General features: G+C 72.2%; 21 protein-coding genes. 17 read left to right on the top strand and 4 right to left on the bottom strand.

The features are described 5' to 3' along the window. The 7 genes from C7C46_RS34945 to C7C46_RS11695 form a co-directional block, all read left to right on the top strand. On the top strand, positions 1-888 hold an 888-nt coding region (locus C7C46_RS34945; RefSeq protein WP_484421948.1), incomplete at its 5' end, for a serine/threonine-protein kinase. Positions 889-993: 105 nt separating this feature from the next. Continuing rightward, entirely contained in the window at positions 994-2,214 is a 1,221-nt protein-coding gene (gene mqnC / locus C7C46_RS11720; RefSeq protein ID WP_110668533.1) for a cyclic dehypoxanthinyl futalosine synthase, read from the top strand. Between the two features lie 25 nt (positions 2,215-2,239). Beyond that, entirely contained in the window at positions 2,240-2,764 is a 525-nt protein-coding gene (locus C7C46_RS11715) for an imidazolonepropionase-like domain-containing protein (protein WP_110668532.1), read from the top strand. A gap of 190 nt (positions 2,765-2,954) precedes the next feature. Next, the gene (locus tag C7C46_RS11710) at positions 2,955-3,530 is read left to right on the top strand and encodes a hypothetical protein (RefSeq protein WP_110668530.1); all 576 of its coding nucleotides are present in this window, start codon (positions 2,955-2,957) and stop codon (positions 3,528-3,530) included. A gap of 32 nt (positions 3,531-3,562) precedes the next feature. Continuing rightward, the gene (locus C7C46_RS11705; protein ID WP_110668547.1) at positions 3,563-4,255 is read left to right on the top strand and encodes a demethylmenaquinone methyltransferase; all 693 of its coding nucleotides are present in this window, start codon (positions 3,563-3,565) and stop codon (positions 4,253-4,255) included. A 215-nt stretch (positions 4,256-4,470) separates the two neighbouring features. Then, the gene (locus C7C46_RS11700; protein WP_110668528.1) at positions 4,471-4,659 is read left to right on the top strand and encodes a hypothetical protein; all 189 of its coding nucleotides are present in this window, start codon (positions 4,471-4,473) and stop codon (positions 4,657-4,659) included. A gap of 31 nt (positions 4,660-4,690) precedes the next feature. Beyond that, positions 4,691-5,983 carry a geranylgeranyl reductase family protein gene (locus tag C7C46_RS11695; protein ID WP_110668526.1) on the top strand — a complete coding sequence of 431 codons (1,293 nt, stop codon included), beginning with the start codon at positions 4,691-4,693 and terminating at the stop codon, positions 5,981-5,983. 22 nt (positions 5,984-6,005) lie between these two features. On the opposite strand, the gene C7C46_RS11690 is transcribed toward C7C46_RS11695, so the two are convergent. From C7C46_RS11690 to C7C46_RS11680, 3 genes are all read right to left on the bottom strand, one after another. Continuing rightward, positions 6,006-6,893 carry a hypothetical protein gene (locus C7C46_RS11690; protein ID WP_110668524.1) on the bottom strand — a complete coding sequence of 296 codons (888 nt, stop codon included), beginning with the start codon at positions 6,891-6,893 and terminating at the stop codon, positions 6,006-6,008. Further along, positions 6,890-7,411 carry a SigE family RNA polymerase sigma factor gene (locus C7C46_RS11685; protein ID WP_110668523.1) on the bottom strand — a complete coding sequence of 174 codons (522 nt, stop codon included), beginning with the start codon at positions 7,409-7,411 and terminating at the stop codon, positions 6,890-6,892. Before C7C46_RS11685 ends, C7C46_RS11690 begins: the two co-directional genes overlap by 4 nt. Before the next feature lie 116 nt (positions 7,412-7,527). Next, a complete protein-coding gene (locus C7C46_RS11680; RefSeq protein ID WP_181442302.1) occupies positions 7,528-8,112 on the bottom strand; it encodes a TetR/AcrR family transcriptional regulator in 585 nt (194 codons plus the stop codon). 133 nt (positions 8,113-8,245) lie between these two features. On the opposite strand from C7C46_RS11680, the gene C7C46_RS11675 reads away from it, so the two are divergent. Beyond that, the gene (locus C7C46_RS11675; protein WP_110668519.1) at positions 8,246-9,700 is read left to right on the top strand and encodes an MFS transporter; all 1,455 of its coding nucleotides are present in this window, start codon (positions 8,246-8,248) and stop codon (positions 9,698-9,700) included. A 132-nt stretch (positions 9,701-9,832) separates the two neighbouring features. On the opposite strand, the gene C7C46_RS11670 is transcribed toward C7C46_RS11675, so the two are convergent. Next, positions 9,833-10,507: a peptidylprolyl isomerase gene (locus C7C46_RS11670; protein ID WP_110668518.1), complete on the bottom strand. Its 675-nt coding sequence runs from the start codon at positions 10,505-10,507 to the stop codon at positions 9,833-9,835. A gap of 19 nt (positions 10,508-10,526) precedes the next feature. On the opposite strand from C7C46_RS11670, the gene C7C46_RS11665 reads away from it, so the two are divergent. The 9 genes from C7C46_RS11665 (at position 10,527) to nuoH (ending at position 21,551) form a co-directional block, all read left to right on the top strand. Next, entirely contained in the window at positions 10,527-11,966 is a 1,440-nt protein-coding gene (locus C7C46_RS11665) for an MFS transporter (protein ID WP_425470051.1), read from the top strand. Between the two features lie 600 nt (positions 11,967-12,566). Continuing rightward, positions 12,567-12,926 (top strand): NADH-quinone oxidoreductase subunit A, encoded by a 360-nt coding sequence (locus tag C7C46_RS11660; RefSeq protein WP_110668514.1) that lies wholly within the window; start codon positions 12,567-12,569, stop codon positions 12,924-12,926. A gap of 60 nt (positions 12,927-12,986) precedes the next feature. Continuing rightward, entirely contained in the window at positions 12,987-13,541 is a 555-nt protein-coding gene (locus C7C46_RS11655; RefSeq protein ID WP_110668512.1) for a NuoB/complex I 20 kDa subunit family protein, read from the top strand. Further along, the gene (locus tag C7C46_RS11650) at positions 13,538-14,233 is read left to right on the top strand and encodes an NADH-quinone oxidoreductase subunit C (RefSeq protein WP_110668510.1); all 696 of its coding nucleotides are present in this window, start codon (positions 13,538-13,540) and stop codon (positions 14,231-14,233) included. Before C7C46_RS11655 ends, C7C46_RS11650 begins: the two co-directional genes overlap by 4 nt. After that, the gene (locus C7C46_RS11645) at positions 14,233-15,579 is read left to right on the top strand and encodes an NADH-quinone oxidoreductase subunit D (protein ID WP_110668509.1); all 1,347 of its coding nucleotides are present in this window, start codon (positions 14,233-14,235) and stop codon (positions 15,577-15,579) included. Before C7C46_RS11650 ends, C7C46_RS11645 begins: the two co-directional genes overlap by 1 nt. A gap of 38 nt (positions 15,580-15,617) precedes the next feature. Beyond that, the gene (gene nuoE, locus C7C46_RS11640) at positions 15,618-16,328 is read left to right on the top strand and encodes an NADH-quinone oxidoreductase subunit NuoE (RefSeq protein WP_110668507.1); all 711 of its coding nucleotides are present in this window, start codon (positions 15,618-15,620) and stop codon (positions 16,326-16,328) included. Continuing rightward, on the top strand, positions 16,328-17,692 hold the full coding sequence (gene nuoF / locus C7C46_RS11635; RefSeq protein WP_110668506.1) for an NADH-quinone oxidoreductase subunit NuoF: 1,365 nt from the start codon (positions 16,328-16,330) through the stop codon (positions 17,690-17,692). The genes nuoE and nuoF overlap by 1 nt, the downstream gene beginning before the upstream one ends. Further along, positions 17,689-20,166, top strand: coding sequence for an NADH-quinone oxidoreductase subunit G (locus C7C46_RS11630; protein WP_110668504.1), 2,478 nt, complete (start codon positions 17,689-17,691; stop codon positions 20,164-20,166). The genes nuoF and C7C46_RS11630 overlap by 4 nt, the downstream gene beginning before the upstream one ends. Beyond that, positions 20,166-21,551, top strand: coding sequence for an NADH-quinone oxidoreductase subunit NuoH (gene nuoH / locus C7C46_RS11625; protein ID WP_110668503.1), 1,386 nt, complete (start codon positions 20,166-20,168; stop codon positions 21,549-21,551). The genes C7C46_RS11630 and nuoH overlap by 1 nt, the downstream gene beginning before the upstream one ends.

Genomic DNA, 21,551 nt, shown 5'->3' with positions numbered 1-21,551 from the left:
CTGCTGGCGGCCGCGCTCGCCAAGCAGCCGCAGCAGCGGCCCGCCCCGCAGGAGTTCGGGCAGCGGCTGGCCGCGCTCGGGGCGGCCGGGGAGAGCGGGACGGTACGGCTCGGGCGGGGCGGCTGGCTGCCGCCGGTGCTGGCGGAGGCGGTCGGGCGGCAGGCGGTGGAGCTGCTGGAGCTGGAGGGGGAGCAGGCGGTGGACGCCGCCGCGGCGCCCGGCCGGCCCGGCCCGGCGAGCCCCGCCGGCCGGCGGCGGTGGCCGCTGCTGCTGGCCGGCGCGGCGCTGGTGGTCGGTGCGGGCGGCGGGCTGCTGGCGGTGCACCCGTGGAGCTCGCGGGCGGGGGACACGGCGGACGGGCCGTCGGTTTCCGACACCCCGTCCGGCGCGGCCTCCGACGCCGCTTCCGACGAGCCGTCCGGGAAGACCCCGCAGAACGAGACCCCGGCGGCCGCCGACGAGCCGTCAGCCGGCGCCACCCCCGGTGCCCCGCCGTCTCCCGGGCCGTCCACCCCCGACGCGGTGCCCGCCGCCTTCCTCGGCACCTGGACCGGTACCGACTCCACCTCCACCCTCGGCTCGCTGCTCGGCGAGACCACCACCGTCACCGTCCGCCCGGCCGCGCTCGGCGCCGAGAACACCACCAGCGTCAACGGCGCCTCCGGCGGGGTGCTCAGCGTGCGCTGCGACGGCGCGTGGAAGCTCATCTCGGCCGGCGCGACCAAGTTGGTCTTCAGCTCCCGGCTGGTGCGGGCCAACCCGGCCGGCGCCTGCTCGGGCGGCGCCGCCGCCGAGCAGTTGGAGCTCCAGTCGGACGGCACCCTGAAGTACACGTCGACGGACGGCGCCGCGGGCAACCCCACGGCGACTCTGCACAAGGTCGGCTGAACCCCCTGGCGTAGGCTGGTTCGGTCGCACTCCGCAGGCTCCGGCGATCCCCGACCGGCGCCCCGGAGCCGCACGTCGTAGCCCTCGGAAGAAAGTAGGCCGCAGGTGACCGAGCTCGCCGCGCCCCCCGCCGCGCCCAGCACCGACCTGCAGTCCGTCCTCGACCGGGCCGCGGCCGGCGGCCGGATCAGCGCCGAGGAGGCGCTGGAGCTCTACCGCTCGGCCCCGCTGCACGCGCTGGGCGCCGCCGCCGACACGGTGCGCCGCCGCCGCTACGCCGGGACCGAGCACATCGCGACCTACATCATCGAACGCAACATCAACTACACCAACGTCTGCGTGACGGCCTGCAAGTTCTGCGCCTTCTACGTGCCGCCGAAGAGCGACAAGGGCTGGTCCCGCGACCTGGAGGAGATCCTGCGCCGCTGCGCCGAGACGGTGGAGCTGGGCGGCACCCAGATCATGTTCCAGGGCGGCCACCACCCGGACTACGGCGTGGAGTACTACGAGAAGAACTTCGCCGCGATCAAGCAGGCCTTCCCGCAGCTGGTGATCCACTCGCTGGGCGCCTCCGAGGTCGAGCACATGGCGCGGATCTCCGGCGTCTCGATCGAGGAGGCGATCAGCCGGATCCACGCGGCCGGCCTGGACTCCTTCGCCGGCGCCGGCGCCGAGCTGCTGCCGGAGCGCCCGCGCAAGGCGATCGCCCCGCTCAAGGAGTCCGGCGAGCGCTGGCTGGAGATCATGGAGACCGCGCACCGGCTGGGTGTCGAGTCCACCTCCACCATGCTGATGGGCACCGGCGAGACCAACGCCGAGCGGATCGAGCACCTGCGGATGATCCGCGAGGTGCAGGACCGCACCGGCGGCTTCCGGGCCTTCATCCCGTACACCTACCAGCCGCAGAACAACCACCTCAAGGGCTCCACCCAGGCCACCGTCTTCGAGTACCTGCGGATGATCGCCATCGCCCGGCTCTTCCTGGACAACGTGGCGCACATCCAGGGCTCCTGGCTGACCACCGGCAAGGAGGCCGGCCAGCTCTCGCTGCACTACGGGGCGGACGACCTGGGCTCGGTGATGCTGGAGGAGAACGTGGTCTCGGCGGCCGGGGCCAAGCACCGCTCCAACCTGACCGAGCTGATCCACCTGATCCGCACCGCGGGCCGCACCCCCGCCCAGCGCTCCACCACCTACCAGCACCTGCGGGTGCTGGACGACCCGGCCAACGACCCGGTCGACCCGCGGGTGGCCTCGCACATCGCCTCCACCGCGATCGAGGGCGGCACCGCGCACCCGGAGCTGAAGATCCTCGACAACGCCTGATGTCCGACTCCCCGAGCCGCGGCCGATGCTGACCTTGCACCGGGCTTCGACGGGCCCGGCGGTCCTGGTCCACGACGACCGGATCGCCGGGCTCGGCGCGTTCGCGGAGCTGGCCGCCGCGCACCCGGGCGCGCGGGTGCGCGACTGGGGCCAGGCGCGGTTGGCGGCCGGCCGGCTGGCGGCGGACGCCGTGCAGCTGCTGGAGCACAGCTACCACCCGGACCCGCGCGAGGAGGCGGGCACCGATCCGGTGCCGCTGCCCGCGGACCTGGCGGACGGGCACTACGGCGGGCTGGGCGGCAGTGCCCGGCGCGGGGTGCAGCGGCTGCTGGCGGCCGGGACCACCGCGCTGGTCGGGCCGTTCGGCGCGCCCGCGGTGCTGGCGGCGGTGCGGCGCTCGGGCCTGCCGGTGGTCGCGGCCGGGGCGGCCGCGCCGGAGCTGGTGGTCGGCGGGCGGGCGGATTTCGCCGTTCTCGCCGTCCCCGCGGCCGAGAACGGACCCTGCCTGGCCACCGTACTGGCCGGTAGGATCGTCTTCCGCCGCCGCTGACCGTCCGTCGGCCTTGGATGTGGCGGCCCGTCAGTATCCGAACTCCCTTGATCCGCAGTCGGTCTGATTCGGACTCGCCGTGACCTGGGACCGCGTCAGCGGCTACCATCCGACCGGTCCGGTGTTACCCGTCCCAGGTGCGTCGGTCCACCTCACCACGCCCCTATCCGAATCCAGGTCACCCCAGCAAATGCGATCTCCGTCCCCGTCCGCCGTCCCCCGGATCGGCCGCGGCTGGTACCTCGCGGCGGTGCTGAGCGCCGTGGTGGCGCTCGGCATGTGCCTGCTCGGTTGGCGGCAGACCGAGCTGGCCGACAAGATCGGCGCCGACCCGGTCCGGGTCCAGGGCACCATCACCCAGCTCTCCGGCGGCAGCGCCACCTACAGCGCGGTCAGCTACCAGGCGGGCGGCCAGCAGCACTCCGCCGCCGACCTGCAACTGCCCGCCGAGGCCCGGGTCGGCGACTCGATCTGCCTGGAGCACGCGGCCACCGACGCCGGTGCGGTGCGGCTGTGCGACCAGAAGTACCCGCAGGCGGCCGGCATCCGGCTGGCCCAGATCAGCGTGCCGGTGGCGCTGCTGGTCTGCGCCCTGTGCGTACTGCGGATCCGCCGCCACTTCCGCAGCCCCGCGGTGCGCAGCGCGCAGGCGGTGGTGTCCACCATGGCGCTGGCCGCCGAGGCACTGGCCGACGGCATGCCGGCCATCACCCACGGCAAGCGCTCCCGGCGGCGCCACCGCTCGCCGCGGCGGGCCCTGCGGTAACCGGCGCGCCGCCAGGGTGAACAATGGGGTCCGTGACCCGAGCCAACCTGGACAAGCAGCCGCACGAAGTCGCCGCGATGTTCGACGACGTCGCGGCCAAGTACGACCGCACCAACGACGTGATCTCGCTCGGCCAGGCGCGGGCCTGGCGCCGGGCGGTGGCCGACGCGGTGGCTGCCGGCCCCGGTGACCTGGTGCTCGACCTGGGCGCGGGCACCGGCACCTCCTCGCTGCCCTTCGCCGCGGCCGGTGCCAAGGTCGTCCCCTGCGACTTCTCGGTCGGCATGCTCACCGAGGGCAAGCGCCGCCACCCCGAGCTGCCGCTGACCGCCGGCGACGCCACCCGGCTGCCGTTCGCCGACGAGGTCTTCGACGCGGTCACCATCTCCTTCGCGCTGCGCAACGTGCACGACACCGACGCGGCGCTGCGCGAACTGCACCGGGTCACCAAGCCCGGCGGCCGGGTGGTGATCTGCGAGTTCTCCACCCCCACCTGGACCCCGCTGCGCACCGTCTACACCGAGTACCTGATGCGCGCCCTGCCCCCGGTCGCGTCCCGCGTCTCCAGCAACCCCGACGCCTACGTCTACCTCGCCGAGTCCATCCGCTCCTGGCCCGACCAGCCCGCCCTCGCCGCCCGCCTCCAACAGGCCGCCTGGACCCGCGTCGCCTGGCGCAACCTCACCGGCGGCATCGTGGCCCTGCACCGCGGCTTCAAGGCCTGAGCAGTGCACGGCGCGTGATCAGCCGTCACCAACCTGACCGACCAGTCCACGGCCACCACCCCGGTGCTGTCCACCTTCGTCGGCGGCGCGCTGCTGATGGTGCAGTTCCTGGTCGACGTCGAGCGCAAGCTCGGCGACGTGGAGGCCTCGGTGGTCCGGCACCGGTCCGCACGCTGCGGGCCAGCGACCTGCGGGCCACCGAGGCGGTGGACCCGATGTTCGACTTCATCCTCTTCGACCAGCAGCTCTGCTACGAGGTGTCAGGGGCGCTGCCACTGGCCGCGAACTGGACCCCGGTGATCGCCACCACCCGCCTGGTCCTGCAGGCGCACAAGCTGGCCCGCCGGATCCAGCGCTTCGACGACCTGTGGAGCATCGCGGAACCCGTGGCCGGCACCCCGTAGACTGCCGAGGTCCGTCCCAGGAGTCAGGAGTGTGGCCGTCGTGACCGAGAACGCCGTTGAGAGTGTTGCGGACGTGATCGTGGTCGGCGCCGGGCCGGCCGGGTCGGCGACGGCGTACTACCTGGCGCAGGCGGGGTTGGACGTGCTGCTGCTGGAGAAGACCGAGTTCCCGCGCGAGAAGGTGTGCGGGGACGGGCTGACGCCGCGGGCCACCAAGCAGTTGGTGGACATGGGGATCGACGTCTCCACCAAGAACGGCTGGCTGCACAACCGGGGGCTGCGGATCATCGGCGGCGGGGTCCGGCTGGAGCTGGACTGGCCCGAGCTCGCCTCGTTCCCCGACTACGGGCTGGTGCGCAAGCGGGCCGACTTCGACGAGCTGCTGGCCCGTCAGGCGCAGAAGGCCGGGGCGCGGCTGTACGAGAAGTGCAACGTGTCCGGCCCCGTGCTGGACGAGCGCACCGGGCGGATCACCGGGGTGACGGCGCGGCTGGGGGCGGAGAAGCGCGAGGTGGAGTTCCGGGCGCCGCTGGTGGTGGCCGCCGACGGCAACTCCACCCGGCTCTCGCTGGCCATGGGCCTGCACCGGCGCGAGGACCGTCCGATGGGCGTGGCCTACCGCACCTACTTCACCTCGCCCCGCTCCGGTGACGACTACCTGGAGTCCTGGCTGGAGCTGTGGGACACCCGCGGCGGCCAGCGCAAGCAGCTGCCCGGCTACGGCTGGATCTTCGGCATGGGCGACGGCACCTCGAACGTGGGCCTGGGCATCCTGGACTCCTCGCCGGCCTTCGGCGAGCTGGACTGGCGCGAGGTGCTGAAGAGCTGGTGCGCCTCGATGCCCGCCGAGTGGGGCTACACCCCCGAGAACATGACCGACCCGATCCGCGGCGCCGCGCTGCCGATGGCCTTCAACCGCCAGCCGCACTACACCCGCGGCCTGCTGCTGGTCGGTGACGCGGGCGGCATGGTCAACCCGTTCAACGGTGAGGGCATCGCCTATGCGATGGAGTCCGGCCAGATCGCCGCGCGCACCATCATCCAGGCGCAGGCCCGGGTCACCGCGGCCGGCCGGGAGCGGGCGCTGCAGGGCTACCCGCAGGTGCTCAAGGAGGTGTACGGCGGCTACTACACGCTGGGCCGCGCCTTCGTGAAGCTGATCGGCAATCCGAAGGTGATGCAGATCGCCACCCAGCGCGGCCTGACCCACCCGATGCTGATGAAGTTCACCCTGAAGCTGCTGGCCAACCTGACGGACCCGCAGGGCGGCGATGCGATGGACCGAATCATCAACGGCCTGGCCCGGGTGGCGCCGGACGCCTGAGCGACCGGCGCCTCCGGCGCGGTCACTCGAACCAGTGGCCGCTGCTGCCGAGCAGGGTGCCGTCCGCCGCGTAGAGCTCCAGGGTGCCGCCCTTGGCGGCGTCGGAGCGGGCGAAGGCGATCCAGTGCACCGAGGAGTCGCCGAGCGCGGCCGGCCGCAGCTCCAGGGTGCTGCCGTCGGCCTGGTGCACCACCGCCCTGGTCACCTCGGGCCGGACCTCGACGAAGGTCAGCCACTGGTCGCCCAGGTGGTTGTCGAGGTGGTCGTTCGGCGGGTACAGCGGGCGGCGCCCGAGCGCGAGGCCCGGCTGGTCCCGGGAGGCGAAGGCGTTGAGCTCGGAGGCACGGCCGGGAACGAGCGTCTCGGCGTCCAGCGGTTGCCGCACGCCGTCCACCGTGACGTAGAGGTCGCACACGTCGAGGTACGCCACCCAGGAGCCCTCGAGGGACTTTTTGGTCGGCTCGAGCCGCAGGTTGCCGGCGGCGTGCTGCTCCTGCCAGATCTGCTGGGCCTGCTGCAGGCTCTGCTGCTCGGTCGCGGCCGGCCAGCGCGCCACCCAGGCCTGCCAGTGCTGGCCGCTCGGGGTGGTGCCCTCACCGACCACCGCGCGGTCGGGGGTGAACGGGTCGAGCGGGCCGAAGGTCCGACCGCCGTGCGCGCTCGGGCTCGGCGGGCCGGCCGGCGGCACCGGGGCGGCCGAGCGGTGGTCCGGGCCGAGCAGTGCCGTGCCGCCGAGCAGCAGGCAGGCGGCGACGGTGGCGGTCACGGCCGCCGTCCGGCGCCGGCGCAGCCGGCGGCGTCCGCCCGTCAGCAACTGGGCCAGCGGGGGCGGGCCGACGGGCACGGCGCCGGCCAGGTCGGCGAGCTGTGCTTCGAGGGCGGGCTGTGCGTCGAGGTGCTGCTCGGTCATGCCGTCGCTCCGATGCTGTCCAGGTCACCCAGGGTCGAGGAGGCACGCAGTTTGGCGATCCCCTTCGCGGTCTGGCTCTTCACCGTGCCCACCGAGCAGCCCATGACGGCGGCGGCCTGCGTCTCGCTCAGGTCCTCCCAGTACCGGAGCACGACGGCCTGCCGCTGCCGCGGCGGCAGCGTGCCGAGGGCGCGCAGCAGGGCGGCGCGGGTGTCCAGCAGCCCGTAGCCGTCGCCGGCCGGCCGGTCCGGTACGGCGGCGACCAACTGCTCCGGGGCCCGGCGGCGGAACCGGCGGGCGTGCTCGTTGAACAGGATCCGCCGCACGTACGCCGACGGATCGTCAGCGCGCCGCACCCGCCCCCAGGCCGCGTACGCCCGCTCCAGCGCCTGCTGCACGAGGTCCTCAGCGGTGTGCCGGTCCCCGGCCAGCAGGAACGCGGTGCGCAGCAGCCGCGGCCAGGCGGTGGCGGTGAACTCCTGGAACTCGCGATCGCGGTCCCTCGTGGCTTCTGGCATGAAGTGCCTCCTCGCCCAGTAGAGCCCGGGGGAGGCTCGGATCGTTGCCCGCGATCCTTCCAGGCGCCCGACGCGGCTGCGCAGGCCGGGTCAGCGGCCGGCCGTGCGGGCCCCGCTCAGCGGGCCGCGGCCCGCACGCCGTCCAGGGCGATGGCGAGCACCCGGTCGCGCTGCCCCTCCTCGGGGTAGGCGACCGAGCTGATGCCGGAGACCAGGCGCAGCAGGTCGTCGATGGTGATGTCGGGGCGCACCTGGCCGGCCCGCTGGGCCCGCTCGAGCAGGGGCTCGCCCGCGTCGAACATCGACTTGCGGCAGGCGAGGAAGACGTCGCTCTCCTCGCCCGCCAGGGCGTCCCGGATCGCGCGCTTGGTCACGGTGTAGTCCACGAAGCGCTGCAGCCAGCCGTGCAGCGCCTGCCACGGCGGCTCGCCGGCCAGCTCCTCGGCGACCAGGCTCAGGTCGTTGACCTCGTTGGCGTAGACCGTCTCGAACAGGTGCTTGCGGGTCGGGAAGTTGCGGTAGAGGGTGCCGATCCCCACCCCCGCGCGGCGGGCGATGTCCTCCAGCGAGGCCTCGGCGCCATGCTCGGCGAAGGCCTCGCGAGCGGCCGCGAGCAGCGCGTCGAAGTTGCGCGCGGCATCGGTGCGGCGCGGTCGCTGGGCCGCGAGGAACTCGCTGACCACTACCTGTTCCGAGGACACGGAAACCTCTTTTCGGCGACCGGTCCGGGCGGGCCGGTTGAAACGGAGGGGTGCCTCCGCTAATCTGGAGGAACGCCTCCACTTTAGCAGTTCGAGGCGCTTCCACTCCTGGCCCGCGTCCAGAGAAGGTTCGATGAACCGCCAGACCAATCGCCTCACCTTCGGCGTGCTCGCCACCGGAGCCGGTGTCTTCGCCCTGCTCCAATCGCTGATCACGCCCGCCCTGCCGACCGTCCAGCACGCGATGCACACCTCGCAGGCCACGGTCACCTGGGTGATGACCGCCTACCTGCTCTCCGCGTCGATCTTCACCCCGATCCTCGGCCGGGTCGGCGACCTGGTCGGCAAGAAGCGCACCCTGGTCGGAGCGCTGATCGCGCTGCTGGCCGGCTGCCTGGCCGCCGCGCTCGCCCCCAACATCGCCGTGCTGATCGTCGCCCGGGTCATCCAGGGCATCGCCGGCGCGCTCTTCCCGCTCTCCTTCGGCATCATCCGCGACGAGTTCCCCGCGGCCCGGGTGCCCACCGGCATCAGCAACCTGTCCGCGGTCATCGCGGTGGGCAGCGGCCTGGGCATGGTGCTGGCCGGACCCATCGTCACCGCGCTGGACTACCGCTGGCTCTTCTGGTTCCCGGTGATCATCGTCGCGATCACCGCGCTGATCGCCCACCGCTACGTGCCCGAGTCGCCGCAGCGCACCGAAGGGAGCGTCAACTGGCTCGCCTCGGTGCTGCTCTCGGGCTGGCTGGTGGCGCTGCTGCTGCCGATCAGTCAGGCGGCCAAGTGGGGCTGGGGATCCGGCTCGGTGATCGGCCTGCTGGTGCTGGCCGTGGTGCTGTTCGCCCTCTGGGCGCTGGCCGAGGCCCGTTCCCGCAACCCGCTGATCGACCTGCGGATCATGCGGCTGCCCGCGGTCTGGACGACCAACACCGCCGCGCTGCTCTTCGGTGCCGGGATGTACGCGGTCTGGGCCTTCCTGCCCGGGTTCGCCCAGACCCCGTCCTCGGCGGGCTACGGCTTCGGGTCGAGCGTGACCGGTGCCGGGCTGCTGATGCTGCCGATGCTGGTCGCGATGTTCGTCGCCGGGGTGCTCAGCGGGCGGCTGGCCGGGCGCTTCCCCGCGAAGGCGCAGCTCGTCTCGGGTGCCGTGCTGGGCTCGGTGGCCTGCGCGATCCTGGCCGCCTGGCACGGGCAGCCGTGGCAGGTCGCGCTGGCGGCCGGGGTGTTCGGCCTCGGCATCGGCCTGGCCTATGCCTCGATGAGCAACCTGATCGTGCAGAGCGTGCCCGCCGCGCAGACCGGGGCGGCCACCGGCATGAACGCCAACATCCGCACCATCGGCGGTTCGATCGGCGCCGCCCTGATGACCGGCCTGGTCACCGGCCACCTGCAGGCCTCCGGCCGGCCCTTCGAGTCGGGCTACACCGACGGGTTCACGCTGCTCGCCGGGTTCTGCCTGGCGGCCGCGCTGGCCGCCCTGCTGGTGCCGGCCCGGCGTGCGCTCGGCGCGGCTCCGAGCCCGGCGGCCGCGCAGGCGGTGCCGACCGCCGTGGCGCCGCAGCCGGAGCCGGCGGCGGTCCGCAGCTGACCGCCGACCCCTGACCGCCGACCCCAGACCCCTGGACCCTCCGCCGGCCGCGCCGGGTGCGCGCAGACCGGCGGTGAAGCCCCCGCCCGGCCCCGTACGGCGGGCGGGGGCAGCTCGTGGCCCGACGCGGCGTCAGCGGCCGATGTGCACCGAGCGGATGTCCACCGGCAGGGTCGGGAAGCCGTCGCCCGGGGCGTTCTGGTCGTCCTCGCCACCCGCGGCGATCTTCTGCAGCACGTCCAGCCCGGCGGTCACCTTGCCGAACGGCGTGTAGGCGGGGGAGAGCTTGGTGTCCTTCCAGACGAAGAAGAACTGGCTCCCGTTGGTGTTCGGCCCCGCGTTGGCCATCGCCACCGTCCCGGCGGGGTAGGTGGCGCCGGTCAGGTTCTCGTCGGGGAACGAGTAGCCGGGGCCGCCGCTGCCGGTCCCCGTGGGGTCGCCGCACTGCAGGACCCACAGCCGCTGGGTGGTCAACCGGTGGCAGTGGCTGCGGTCGAAGTAGTGGTGCTCGCTGAGGAAGCGGAACGAGAACGTGGTGCACGGCGCCGCGTCGGTGAGCGCCTGGAAGGTGATCGCGCCCTGGCTGGTGCGCAGCGTGGCGTGGTACGGCTGCGCGGCCTTGGCCGGATCGAAGACCGGGATGCCCTTGAAGTTGTCGGCGGGCACGGCGGGCGTGTAGCCGCAGCTCGCGGTGGTGGCCTGCACCGGCCGGGCGTCGGGGGAGACGGTGGCGGCGGAGGCGGCGCTGGTCGCGCAGAGCGCGAGCGTGGCGGCAGCCGCCGCGACGGTGAGGCGGGTCCGGGACATCTGACGGCCTTTCGGTCTGGTGGGCGCTGGCAGTGTGTCATGTGCACACCGTGCATGCCCAGCTTCCCGACCGATCATTCGTCGAACTCTTGTCAGTGTTCGAACGTTCGTGTCAGGATGTGCGCCCGTGCGCATCATCAACAGGGACTTCACACTTCTGTGGAGTGGTCAGGCCATCTCGCTGACCGGGGATTTCGTCTTCGACACCACGCTGACCCTCTGGGTCGGCACCGAACTGGTGCACGGCAGCGCCGCACCACTCGCCGTCTCGGGCCTGCTGGTCACCGTGGCGCTGGCCGCGCTGCTGGTGGCTCCGATCGCCGGGGTCTACGTGGACCGCTGGGGGGACCACCGGCGGACCATGATGGGAGCCGACGCGGCTCGCGCCGTGCTGATCGGCGCGGTCGCCCTGCTCGCCTTCCTGCCGGCCCACACCGTGCCGGGCGGCGTCCTGGTGGCCGTGGTCTACCTCGCGGTCTTCCTCAACACCGCTCTCTCCCAGTTCTTCAATCCGGCCCGGTTCGCCGTCACCGGCGAGGTGGTGCCCGAGGGACAGCGGACCAGGGCCGCCGGGATCGGCCAGACCACCCAGGCGGTGGCCGGCATCGTCGGCCCGCCGCTGGCCGCCCCGCTGCTCTTCACCGCGGGCACCCAGTGGGCGCTGCTGATCAACGCGCTCTCCTACGTCGGTTCCTTCCTGCTGGTCCGCGCGCTGAGCGTGCGCCCGGCCCCGGCCGAGGCCGAACCGGCCGTGCCCGCCGGGGTGCTGGCCGAACTGCGGGAGGGCATGCGGATGGCGGCCGGCAACCGGGTGGTGCGGGCGCTGCTGATCGCGATCGCGCTGATCTCGGTGGGTGTCGGGGCGCTCAACACGGTCAACCTCTTCTTCGTCACCGACAACCTGCACGCGGACAAGAGCTACTTCGGCATCCTCGACATGGCGCTCGGGCTCGGCATGCTGGGCGGCGCCGTGCTGGTCACCCCGCTGGCCACCAGGTACGGGCACCGGGTCACCTTCCCACTGGGGCTGGCCCTGCTCGGCCTGCTGCTGCTGGCCTACGCCCGGATGACCACCTTCTGGTCCGCCCTGGTGCTGATCGCGCTGCTCGGACCGGCGCTGATCGCGGTCAACATGGCGATCGCCCCGCTGGTGATGGAGTCGGTGGCCAAGGAGTACCTCGGCCGGGTCTTCTCGGCCTTCAACCCGGTCCAGCAGGTGGCGGGCGTCACCGGCATGGCGCTGGCCGGGCCGATGGCGGCGGCCTGGCGGTTCAGCCACGGCAGCGTGGCCGGGCTGCACGTCGGCGGCATCGACTCGATCCTCAGCGGCGGTGCGCTGCTGGCGGTCCTGGGCGGCGTGTACTCGGCCGTCGCCTTCCGCTCGGCCGGGGCCGTCCCCGCCGCGGCCCCGGTTGCGCAGACCGTGCCCGCCTCCGCGCCGGAGTCCGCCGAGGCGTAGCGCCGTTGGTCGCACGGGCGAATCCGAGCCGGGATCCGCCCATGCGAACCCCTTCACAAGCACCCGCCCCTCGCGGGGTCGTCGCCGGCCCCCCGCTGCTTGCCCTCCCAGCGCCGACGGCCACCCGGGCGGCCGGTCCACCGTGCCCCGCGCAGCCGACGACCCCGCCGTTCGTGAGCTTGTGAACGAAAGGTCAAGCAGGCGCCCGGCGGTGGCCACCCGGTCGAGTGAGGGTTCCTAGCACGGCGAAATGATCCTCCGAAATTTGCGATGATCGCTGGATAGTTGATATAGGCCGATGGCTCTGACCAGTCCTTTCCCCAAGGATTGTGACTGTTTGCGACCATCTCGGTTCTATGTGTTCATATCTCGGGACTTGTCGCCATGGCTACCGGTCTGCGAGGTGGTGTAGATCACAAAGATCGTCCTGAACTGCGTGTCGCAGATCACAAGCGGACGGGCATAGGATGCGCTCGTTCCGGGCCTTGTGAACTGCCTCACATGAGGTGGATCACGGGAACCGGAGCACCCGGATCACCCCACAGTGACCCGGCGGTTCCGATCTGCAGTCAAGGACGACTGGACGGAGGGAGCGGGCAGATGAATGCCTACGCGCCGATCCTCGTACTCGGTGCCATCGCGGCGGCGTTCGCGGTCGGCTCCGTCACGATGGCCTCGCTGACCGGCCCCAAGCGCTACAACCGGGCCAAGTTGGAAGCCTACGAGTGCGGCATCGAGCCGACCCCGCAGCCGGAGGGCGGCGGTCGGTTCCCGATCAAGTACTACCTGACGGCGATGCTCTTCATCGTCTTCGACATCGAGATCGTCTTCCTCTACCCGTGGGCGGTCAGCTTCGACGCCCTGGGGATCTTCGGGCTGGTCGAGATGCTCCTGTTCATCGCCACCGTCTTCGTCGCCTACGCCTACGTCTGGCGTCGCGGCGGCCTGGAGTGGGACTGAGCAGGCCGGGCAACACCGCAGTGATCAGCGGGATTTGAGGCCACTGAGAGGGATGGGTAGATGGGAATCGAGGAGAAGCTGCCGAGCGGTTTTCTGCTCACCACGGTGGAGAGCGCCGCGGGGTGGGTGAGAAAGTCCTCGCTCTTCCCGGCCACGTTCGGGCTGGCCTGCTGCGCCATCGAGATGATGACCACCGGCGCCGGCCGGTACGACCTGGCCCGGTTCGGCATGGAGGTGTTCCGCGCCTCGCCCCGGCAGTCCGACCTGATGATCGTGGCCGGCCGGGTGAGCCAGAAGATGGCGCCGGTGCTGCGCCAGGTCTACGACCAGATGGCCAATCCCAAGTGGGTCATCTCGATGGGCGTCTGCGCCTCCTCCGGCGGCATGTTCAACAACTACGCGATCGTCCAGGGCGTGGACCACATCGTCCCGGTCGACATCTACCTGCCGGGGTGCCCGCCGCGCCCGGAGATGCTGCTGGACGCGATCATCAAACTGCACGAGAAGATCCAGGCCGAGCCGCTCGGCGTGAACAAGCTCCGGGCCCAGGAGCTGGCCGAGGAGCTGGCCCTGGACGCCACCCCGACCAGCGAGATGCGGGGGCTGCTGCGATGAGCGAGATCCCTGGTGGCCGCACCGAGCTGCCGATCGAGGTGGTCGGCAAGCGGCAGGGCATGTTCGGTGCCCACGGCACCGGCGACACCTCCGGCTTCGGCGGCCTGGCGGCGGCCATCGTGCTGCCCGCGCCGGCCGAACGCCCGTACGGCGGCTGGTTCGACGAGGTCGCGGACGAGCTCGAAGGCGCCCTGGAGGAGCAGGAGCTGACGGTCGCTCAGGTGATCGAGAAGACCGTGGTGGACCGTGGCGAGCTCACCTTCCAGATCGCCCGCGAGCACCTGCCGGCCGTGATGCGCACGCTGCGCGACGACCCGGCGCTGCGCTTCGAGCTCTGCCTGGGCGTCAGCGGCGTGCACTACCCGCAGGAGTCCGGGCGGGAGCTGCACGCGGTCTACCACCTGCGCTCGATCACCCACAACCGGCTGATCCGGGTCGAAGTCACCGCACCGGACGCCGACCCGCGGATCCCCTCGGTGGTCAGCGTCTACCCGACCAACGACTGGCACGAGCGGGAGGCCTACGACTTCTTCGGGATCGTGTTCGAGGGCCACCCGGCGCTCACCCGGATCATGATGCCGGACGACTGGCTGGGCCACCCGCAGCGCAAGGACTACCCGCTCGGAGGCATCCCCGTCGAGTACAAGGGCGCCCAGATCCCGGCGCCCGACCAGCGGAGGTCGTACAGCTGATGGCCAACAATCCTGGAACCGCGGCCCCCTTCGAGGAGGCGGGCTCCCGCGAGACGACCGAGGGCCGGGTCTTCACCGTCACCGGCGGCGACTGGGGCGAGGTGGTGGACGCCGTCGCGCAGGCCGACGACGAGCGGATCATCGTCAACATGGGCCCGCAGCACCCCTCCACCCACGGCGTGCTGCGCCTGATCCTGGAGATCGACGGCGAGACGGTCACCGAGGCCCGGTGCGGCATCGGCTACCTGCACACCGGCATCGAGAAGAACATGGAGTTCCGCTCCTGGGTCCAGGGCACCACCTTCGTGACCCGGATGGACTACCTGACCCCGCTGTTCAACGAGACCGCCTACTGCCTGGCGGTCGAGAAGCTGCTCGGCATCACCGAGCAGGTACCGGACCGGGCCACCGTGATCCGGGTGATGATGATGGAGCTCAACCGGATCACCTCGCACCTGGTGGCACTGGCCACCGGCGGCATGGAGATCGGCTCCACCACGCTGATGATCTACGGCTTCCGGGACCGCGAACTCATCCTGGACATCTTCGAGCTGGTCACCGGCCTGCGGATGAACCACGCCTACGTGCGGCCCGGCGGCCTGGCCCAGGACCTGCCCCCGGGCGCGGTCGACCAGATCCGCGAGGCGGTCAAGCTGTTCCGCTCCCGGATGCACGAGTACGACAAGCTGGCCACCGGCAACCCGATCTTCAAGGCCCGCCTGGTCGACGTCGGCTTCCTGGACCTGGCCGGCTGCCTGGCCCTCGGTGCCACCGGCCCGATCCTGCGGGCCACCGGCCTGCCCCAGGACCTGCGCAAGACCGATCCCTACTGCGGCTACGAGAACTACGAGTTCGACGTGGCGGTGGCCGACACCGCGGACTCCTACGGGCGGTTCCTGATCCGCCTGGAGGAGATGCGCCAGTCGCTGCGGATCGTCGAGCAGTGCCTGGACCGGCTGGCCCCCGGCCCGGTGATGGTGGGCGACAAGAAGATCGCCTGGCCCGCCCAACTGGCCGTCGGCCCGGACGGGATGGGCAACTCGCTGGACCACATCAGGGAGATCATGGGCACCTCGATGGAGGCCCTGATCCACCACTTCAAGCTGGTCACCGAGGGCTTCCGGGTCCCGGTCGGCCAGGCGTACACGGCAGTCGAGTCGCCCAAGGGCGAACTCGGCGTGCACGTGGTGAGCGACGGCGGGACCCGCCCGTACCGGGTGCACTTCCGCGACCCGTCGTTCACCAACCTGCAATCGATGGCGGCGATGTGCGAGGGCGGCCAAGTGGCCGACGTGATCGTCGCGGTGGCCGGGATCGACCCGGTGATGGGAGGCGTGGACCGGTGAGCCCTTCTGAGACAAGCACTGAGCTCGGGCTGCCGGCCATGCCGGCCAAGCCCTACCCAGCGGAGGTGCACGAGCGACTCGCGGCCGACGCCGCGGAGTTGATCGCCCGCTACCCGCAGTCCCGGTCCGCCCTGCTGCCGCTGCTGCACCTGGTCCAGGCCGAGGAGGGGTTCGTCAGCACCACCGGGATCCGCTTCTGCGCCGAGCAGTTGGACCTCACCACGGCCGAGGTGACGGCGGTGGCCACGTTCTACACCATGTACCGCCGCCGCCCGGCCGGGAAGCACCACGTGGGCGTGTGCACCAACACGCTGTGCGCGGTGCTCGGCGGCGACCAGATCTTCGCCGAGCTCCAGCAGCACCTCGGGATCGGCAACAACGAGACCACCGAGGACGGCGAGATCTCGATCGAGCACATCGAGTGCAACGCGGCCTGCGACTACGCCCCCGTGGTGATGGTCAACTGGGAGTTCTTCGACAACCAGACCCCGGACAGCACCAGGCAGCTGGTCGACGACCTGCGGGCCGGCCGTGAGGTCCGGCCCACCCGGGGCGCTCGGCTGTGCTCGTTCAAGGAGAGCGCGCGGATCCTGGCGGGCTTCCCCGACGAGCGCGAGGGCGCCAACGACGAGTCCGGCGCGGGCGGCGCGCCCAGCCTGGCCGGCCTGCGGCTGGCCAAGGGCGAACAGCTGCCCGGCACCCCCGGCGCCCGGGTGGTGTCGCCGCGAGGCGAAGGGAGTGACGCGTGATGACCGCGACCGAGCCGGCCGAGAAGCTGCTCAGCCCGGTGCTCTCCGCCTCCTGGGACGACCACCGGCCCTGGACCCTGGAGACCTACCGCCGGCACGACGGCTACCAGGGCCTGCGGACGGCGCTGGAGATGGACCCCGACGCCCTGATCGCCCTGGTCAAGGACGCGGGCCTGCGCGGCCGCGGCGGCGCCGGCTTCCCCACCGGGCTGAAGTGGCAGTTCATCCCGCAGAACGACGGCAAGCCGCACTACCTGGTGGTCAACGCCGACGAGTCCGAGCCCGGGACCTGCAAGGACATCCCGCTGCTCTTCGCCAACCCGCACGCGCTGATCGAGGGCATGGTGATCGCCTCCTACGCGATCCGCTGCAACCACGCCTTCATCTACCTGCGCGGCGAGGTGGTCCCGGTGCTGCGCCGGCTGCACGCCGCGGTGGCCGAGGCCTACCGGGCCGGCTACCTCGGCAGCAACATCCTGGGCAGCGGCTTCGACCTGGACATCACCGTGCACGCGGGCGCCGGCGCCTACATCTGCGGCGAGGAGACGGCGCTGCTGGACTCGCTGGAGGGCCGGCGCGGCCAACCCCGGCTGCGCCCGCCGTTCCCGGCCATCGCCGGCCTGTACGCCTGCCCGACCGTGGTGAACAACGTCGAGTCGATCGCCTCGGTGCCGCCGATCCTGGTCCGCGGCAAGGAGTGGTTCACCTCGCTGGGCACCGAGAAGTCCCCCGGCTTCACCCTCTACTCGCTCTCCGGGCACGTCACCAACCCCGGCCAGTACGAGGCCCCGCTCGGTGTGACGCTGCGTCAGCTGCTCGACGTCAGCGGCGGGATCCGCGCCGGTCACCGGCTCAAGTTCTGGACCCCGGGCGGCAGTTCCACCCCGATGTTCACCGACGAGCACCTCGACGTGCCGCTCGACTACGAGGGTGTGGGCGCGGCCGGCTCGATGCTGGGCACCAAGGCGCTCCAGGTCTTCGACGAGACCACCTGCGTGGTCCGCGCGGTCACCCGGTGGACCGAGTTCTACGCCCACGAGTCCTGCGGCAAGTGCACCCCGTGCCGCGAAGGCACCTACTGGCTGGTCCAGTTGCTCAAGCGGATCGAGGCCGGCCAGGGCGAGCCGGGCGATCTGGAGAAGCTGCTGGACATCGCCGACAACATCAACGGCAAGTCCTTCTGCGCGCTCGGCGACGGTGCGGCCAGCCCGATCGTCTCCTCGCTGCAGCACTTCCGCGCCGAGTACGAGCAGCACCTCACCGAGCGCCGCTGCCCGTTCGACCCGGCCGCCAGCACCGTCTGGGCCGACGGCCAGCGTGCCGCGGCCCCCAGCCCCGCCACCGAGAGGGAGGTGCACGCGTGACCGTCACAGAGCCTTCCACCACAGCCGTCGAGCTCGTCACGCTCACCATCGACGGCGTCGAAGTCCAGGTCCCCAAGGGCACCTTGGTGATCCGGGCGGCCGAGCAGATCGGCACCCAGGTGCCCCGGTTCTGCGACCACCCGCTGCTGGACCCGGCCGGCGCCTGCCGCCAGTGCATCGTGGAGATCGAGGGCCAGCGCAAGCCGGTCGCCTCCTGCACCATCCCGGTGGCCGAGGGCATGGTGGTCCGCACCCAGCTCAGCTCCGCGGTGGCCGAGAAGGCCCAGCGCGGGGTGATGGAGCTGCTGCTGATCAACCACCCGCTGGACTGCCCGGTCTGCGACAAGGGCGGCGAGTGCCCGCTGCAGAACCAGGCGATGTCCAACGGCCAGGGTGAGTCCCGGTTCGACGGGATGAAGCGGACCTACGAGAAGCCGGTCCCGATCTCCACCCAGGTGCTGCTGGACCGCGAGCGCTGCGTGCTCTGCGCCCGCTGCACCCGGTTCTCCCAGCAGATCGCCGGCGACCCGTTCATCGAGCTGGTCGAGCGCGGCGCGCTGCAGCAGGTCGGCACCGGCGCGGGCGACGACTTCGAGTCCTACTTCTCCGGCAACACCATCCAGATCTGCCCGGTCGGCGCGCTCACCTCGGCCGCCTACCGGTTCCGCTCCCGCCCGTTCGACCTGGTCTCCTCGCCCAGCGTCTGCGAGCACTGCTCCTCGGGGTGCTCGCTGCGCACCGACCACCGGCGCGGCAAGGTGCTGCGCCGGCTGGCCGGCGAGGAGCCGGCGGTCAACGAGGAGTGGAACTGCGACAAGGGCCGGTTCGCCTTCCGCTACGCCCAGCAGCGCGACCGGCTCACCAGCCCGCTGGTGCGCGACGCGGCCACCGGCGAGCTGGTCCCCACCTCCTGGCCGCAGGCGCTGCGCGCGGCCGCCGAGGGCCTGGCCGGCGCCCGTGCCGCGGTGCTCACCGGCGGCCGGGTCACCGTCGAGGACGCCTACGCCTACGCCAAGTTCGCCCGGGTGGTGCTCGGCACCAACGACGTGGACTTCCGGGCCCGCCCGCACAGCGCCGAGGAGGCCGACTTCCTGGCCCACCAGGTGGCCGGGCGCGGCGTGGACCTCGGGGGCACGGCGGTCAGCTACGAGATGCTGGAGCAGGCGCCGGTGGTGCTGCTCGCGGGCTTCGAGCCCGAGGAGGAGTCGCCGATCGTCTTCCTGCGGCTGCGCAAGGCGGCCCGCAGGGGCACCCTCCAGGTGCACGCGATCGCCGACCACCGCTCCCGCGGTCTGACCAAGCTCGGCGGCACGCTGCTGCCGGCCGCCCCGGGCACCGAGGCCGAGTGGCTCGGCGCCCTGGCGGCCGAGGAGCCGCTGACCGAGGAGGCCGGGGCCGCCGCCGCGCTGCTGCGCCGGCCGGGCGCGGTGATCATGGTCGGCGAGCGGCTGGCCCAGGTGGCCGGCGCGCTCACCGCCGCGCTGCGGCTCTCGCACGCCACCGGCGCCCGGCTGGCCTGGGTGCCGCGCCGGGCCGGCGAGCGCGGGGCGCTGGAGGCCGGCGCGCTGCCGGGCCTGCTGCCCGGCGGGCGCCCGGTCACCGTGCCGGCCGCCCGGGCCGAGGCCGAGGCCGCCTGGGGCGTGTCCGACCTGCCCGCTCGGCTCGGCCGCGACACCGGCCAGATCCTGGCCGCCGCGGCCGCCGGTGACCTGGACGCGCTGGTGCTCGGCGGGATCGACCCGGACGACCTGCCGGACCCGCAGCTGGTCGACGAGGCGCTGGCCCGGGCCGGCTTCGTGGTCGCGCTGGAGCTGCGCCCGTCCGCCGTCACCGAACAGGCCGACGTGGTGCTGCCGGTGGCCGCCGTGGCCGAGAAGGCCGGCACCTTCCTGAACTGGGAGGGCCGGGTGCGGCTCTTCGAGGCCGCCATGAAGCCCGATCAGCTGATGGGGCGGCACCTGAGCAGCGACCTGAAGGTGCTGGACATGCTGGCCGAGGCGCTCGGCCACCGGCTCGGGCTGCCCGACGTCACCGCCGCGCGCCGCGAGCTGAACGCCTTCACCCCGTGGGAGGGCGACCGCCCGGCGGCCCCGGCCGGCCACCCCGCCCCGCTGCCCCGCCCGGCCACCGGGCAGGCGGTGCTGGCCGGTTGGCGCCAGCTGCTGGACCGCGGCACGCTCCAGCAGGGTGACGAGCACCTGGCCGGCACCCGGCACCCGGCGGTGGCCCGGCTCTCGCCCACCACCGCCGCCGAGATCGGCGCGGGCGACCGGCTCCGGGTCACCGGCCCGGCCGGCTCGCTGGTGCTGCCGCTGCAGATCCACCCCGAGCTGCCCGACCGCACGGTCTGGCTGCCGCTCAATTCCCTCCCGGCCTTCGGCCGGGAGGTGCCCCCACCGAGCAGCGTGTACCGCCGACTCGGCACCACGGTCGGTCACCTGGTGACCATCGCCCCCGCCGGGGAGGAGGAGTGATGGCCAACGTCGTTGACGTGCCGATCGCCGCCGCCTACGAGACGCTCGGCTTCTTCGGTCGCGATCCGTGGTGGCTGGTGCTGCTGAAGGCGGTGTTCTGCTTCGCCTTCCTGGTCGTCACCGTGCTGATCTCGATCGTCTGGGAGCGCAAGGTCGTCGCCTGGATGCAGCTGCGGATCGGGCCCAACCGGCACGGGCCCTGGGGCATGCTGCAGTCGCTGGCCGACGGCGTGAAGCTGGCGCTCAAGGAAGACCTGGTGGTCGCCAAGGCCGACAAGGTGGTCTTCGTCCTGGCGCCGGTGGTCGCCGCGATCCCGGCCTTCATGGCCTTCGCGGTGATCCCGTTCGGCCCGGCCGACAACGAGATCTCCATCTTCGGCACCCGCACCCCGATGCAGCTGACCGACCTGCCGGTGGCGCTGCTCTACATCCTGGCCACCGCCTCGATCGGGATCTACGGGATCGTGCTGGCCGGCTGGTCCTCCGGCTCGACCTACCCGCTGCTCGGCGGCCTGCGCTCCTCGGCGCAGATGATCTCCTACGAGATCGCGATGGGCCTCTCGTTCGCCGCGGTGTTCATCTACTCCGGCTCGATGTCCACCTCGCAGATCGTCGAGTCGCAGCAGCCGACCTGGTTCGCCTGCCTGCTGCCGGTCTCGTTCATCGTCTACATCATCGCGATGGTGGGCGAGACCAACCGGGCCCCGTTCGACCTGCCGGAGGCCGAGGGCGAGCTGGTCGGCGGGTTCAACACCGAGTACAGCTCGCTGAAGTTCGCGATGTTCATGCTGGCCGAGTACGTCAACATGGTCACCGTCTCGGCGGTCGCCTCCACCCTCTTCCTGGGCGGCTGGCGGGCCCCGTGGCCGATCTCCGCCTTCTGGGCCGGTGCCAACCACGGCTGGTGGCCGCTGCTCTGGTTCACCGTCAAGATCCAGCTGCTGCTCTTCTTCTTCATCTGGCTGCGCGGCACGCTGCCCCGGCTGCGCTACGACCAGTTCATGAAGCTGGGCTGGAAGGTGCTGATCCCGGTCTCGCTGGTCTGGCTGGTGATGGTCTCCAGTGTCCGGGCGCTGCGCAACCAGGGCTACGGCTTCGGCGACGTGGTGCTCTACGTGGGCGCGCCGGTCTGCGCGCTGCTGCTGCTCTCGCTGCTGTGGGACACGCTGCGCGACAAGGAGGGCCGCCAGCAGGAGCAGAAGGACCAGGCGGCGCCTGCCGCCGCCGAGTTCGACCCGATGGCGGGCGGTTACCCGGTCCCGCCGCTGCCCGGCCAGCAACTGCCCCCGGTGCCCCGGCGTCGCAGCCGGGTGCCGCAGGTCCAGCCGCCGGCCGATGACCTGCAGGATGCGCTGAACGGCGCCAACCAGTCCGAAGGGAGCTGA

Origin of the sequence: Streptomyces tateyamensis (genome assembly GCF_003205575.1) — a bacterium.
GTDB classification, from domain to species: Bacteria; Actinomycetota; Actinomycetes; order Streptomycetales; family Streptomycetaceae; genus Kitasatospora; species Kitasatospora tateyamensis.
Note: the sequence above shows the minus strand (reverse complement) of the source record. Positions and strands in the feature narration are given on the sequence as shown.

Excerpts from the sequence above, each read along its gene's own strand:
- C7C46_RS11715 (WP_110668532.1), top strand. The coding sequence starts at position 2,240 with ATGCTGACCTTGCACCGGGCTTCGACGGGCCCGGCGGTCCTGGTCCAC.
- C7C46_RS11685 (WP_110668523.1), bottom strand. The coding sequence starts at position 7,411 with ATGCCAGAAGCCACGAGGGACCGCGATCGCGAGTTCCAGGAGTTCACC.
- C7C46_RS11650 (WP_110668510.1), top strand. The coding sequence starts at position 13,538 with ATGAGCGAGATCCCTGGTGGCCGCACCGAGCTGCCGATCGAGGTGGTC.
- C7C46_RS11700 (WP_110668528.1), top strand. The coding sequence starts at position 4,471 with ATGTTCGACTTCATCCTCTTCGACCAGCAGCTCTGCTACGAGGTGTCA.
- nuoE (WP_110668507.1), top strand. The coding sequence starts at position 15,618 with ATGCCGGCCAAGCCCTACCCAGCGGAGGTGCACGAGCGACTCGCGGCC.
- nuoF (WP_110668506.1), top strand. The coding sequence starts at position 16,328 with ATGACCGCGACCGAGCCGGCCGAGAAGCTGCTCAGCCCGGTGCTCTCC.
- nuoH (WP_110668503.1), top strand. The coding sequence starts at position 20,166 with ATGGCCAACGTCGTTGACGTGCCGATCGCCGCCGCCTACGAGACGCTC.
- C7C46_RS11660 (WP_110668514.1), top strand. The coding sequence starts at position 12,567 with ATGAATGCCTACGCGCCGATCCTCGTACTCGGTGCCATCGCGGCGGCG.
- C7C46_RS11710 (WP_110668530.1), top strand. The coding sequence starts at position 2,955 with ATGCGATCTCCGTCCCCGTCCGCCGTCCCCCGGATCGGCCGCGGCTGG.
- C7C46_RS11670 (WP_110668518.1), bottom strand. The coding sequence starts at position 10,507 with ATGTCCCGGACCCGCCTCACCGTCGCGGCGGCTGCCGCCACGCTCGCG.
- C7C46_RS11675 (WP_110668519.1), top strand. The coding sequence starts at position 8,246 with ATGAACCGCCAGACCAATCGCCTCACCTTCGGCGTGCTCGCCACCGGA.
- C7C46_RS11655 (WP_110668512.1), top strand. The coding sequence starts at position 12,987 with ATGGGAATCGAGGAGAAGCTGCCGAGCGGTTTTCTGCTCACCACGGTG.
- C7C46_RS11690 (WP_110668524.1), bottom strand. The coding sequence starts at position 6,893 with ATGACCGAGCAGCACCTCGACGCACAGCCCGCCCTCGAAGCACAGCTC.
- C7C46_RS11645 (WP_110668509.1), top strand. The coding sequence starts at position 14,233 with ATGGCCAACAATCCTGGAACCGCGGCCCCCTTCGAGGAGGCGGGCTCC.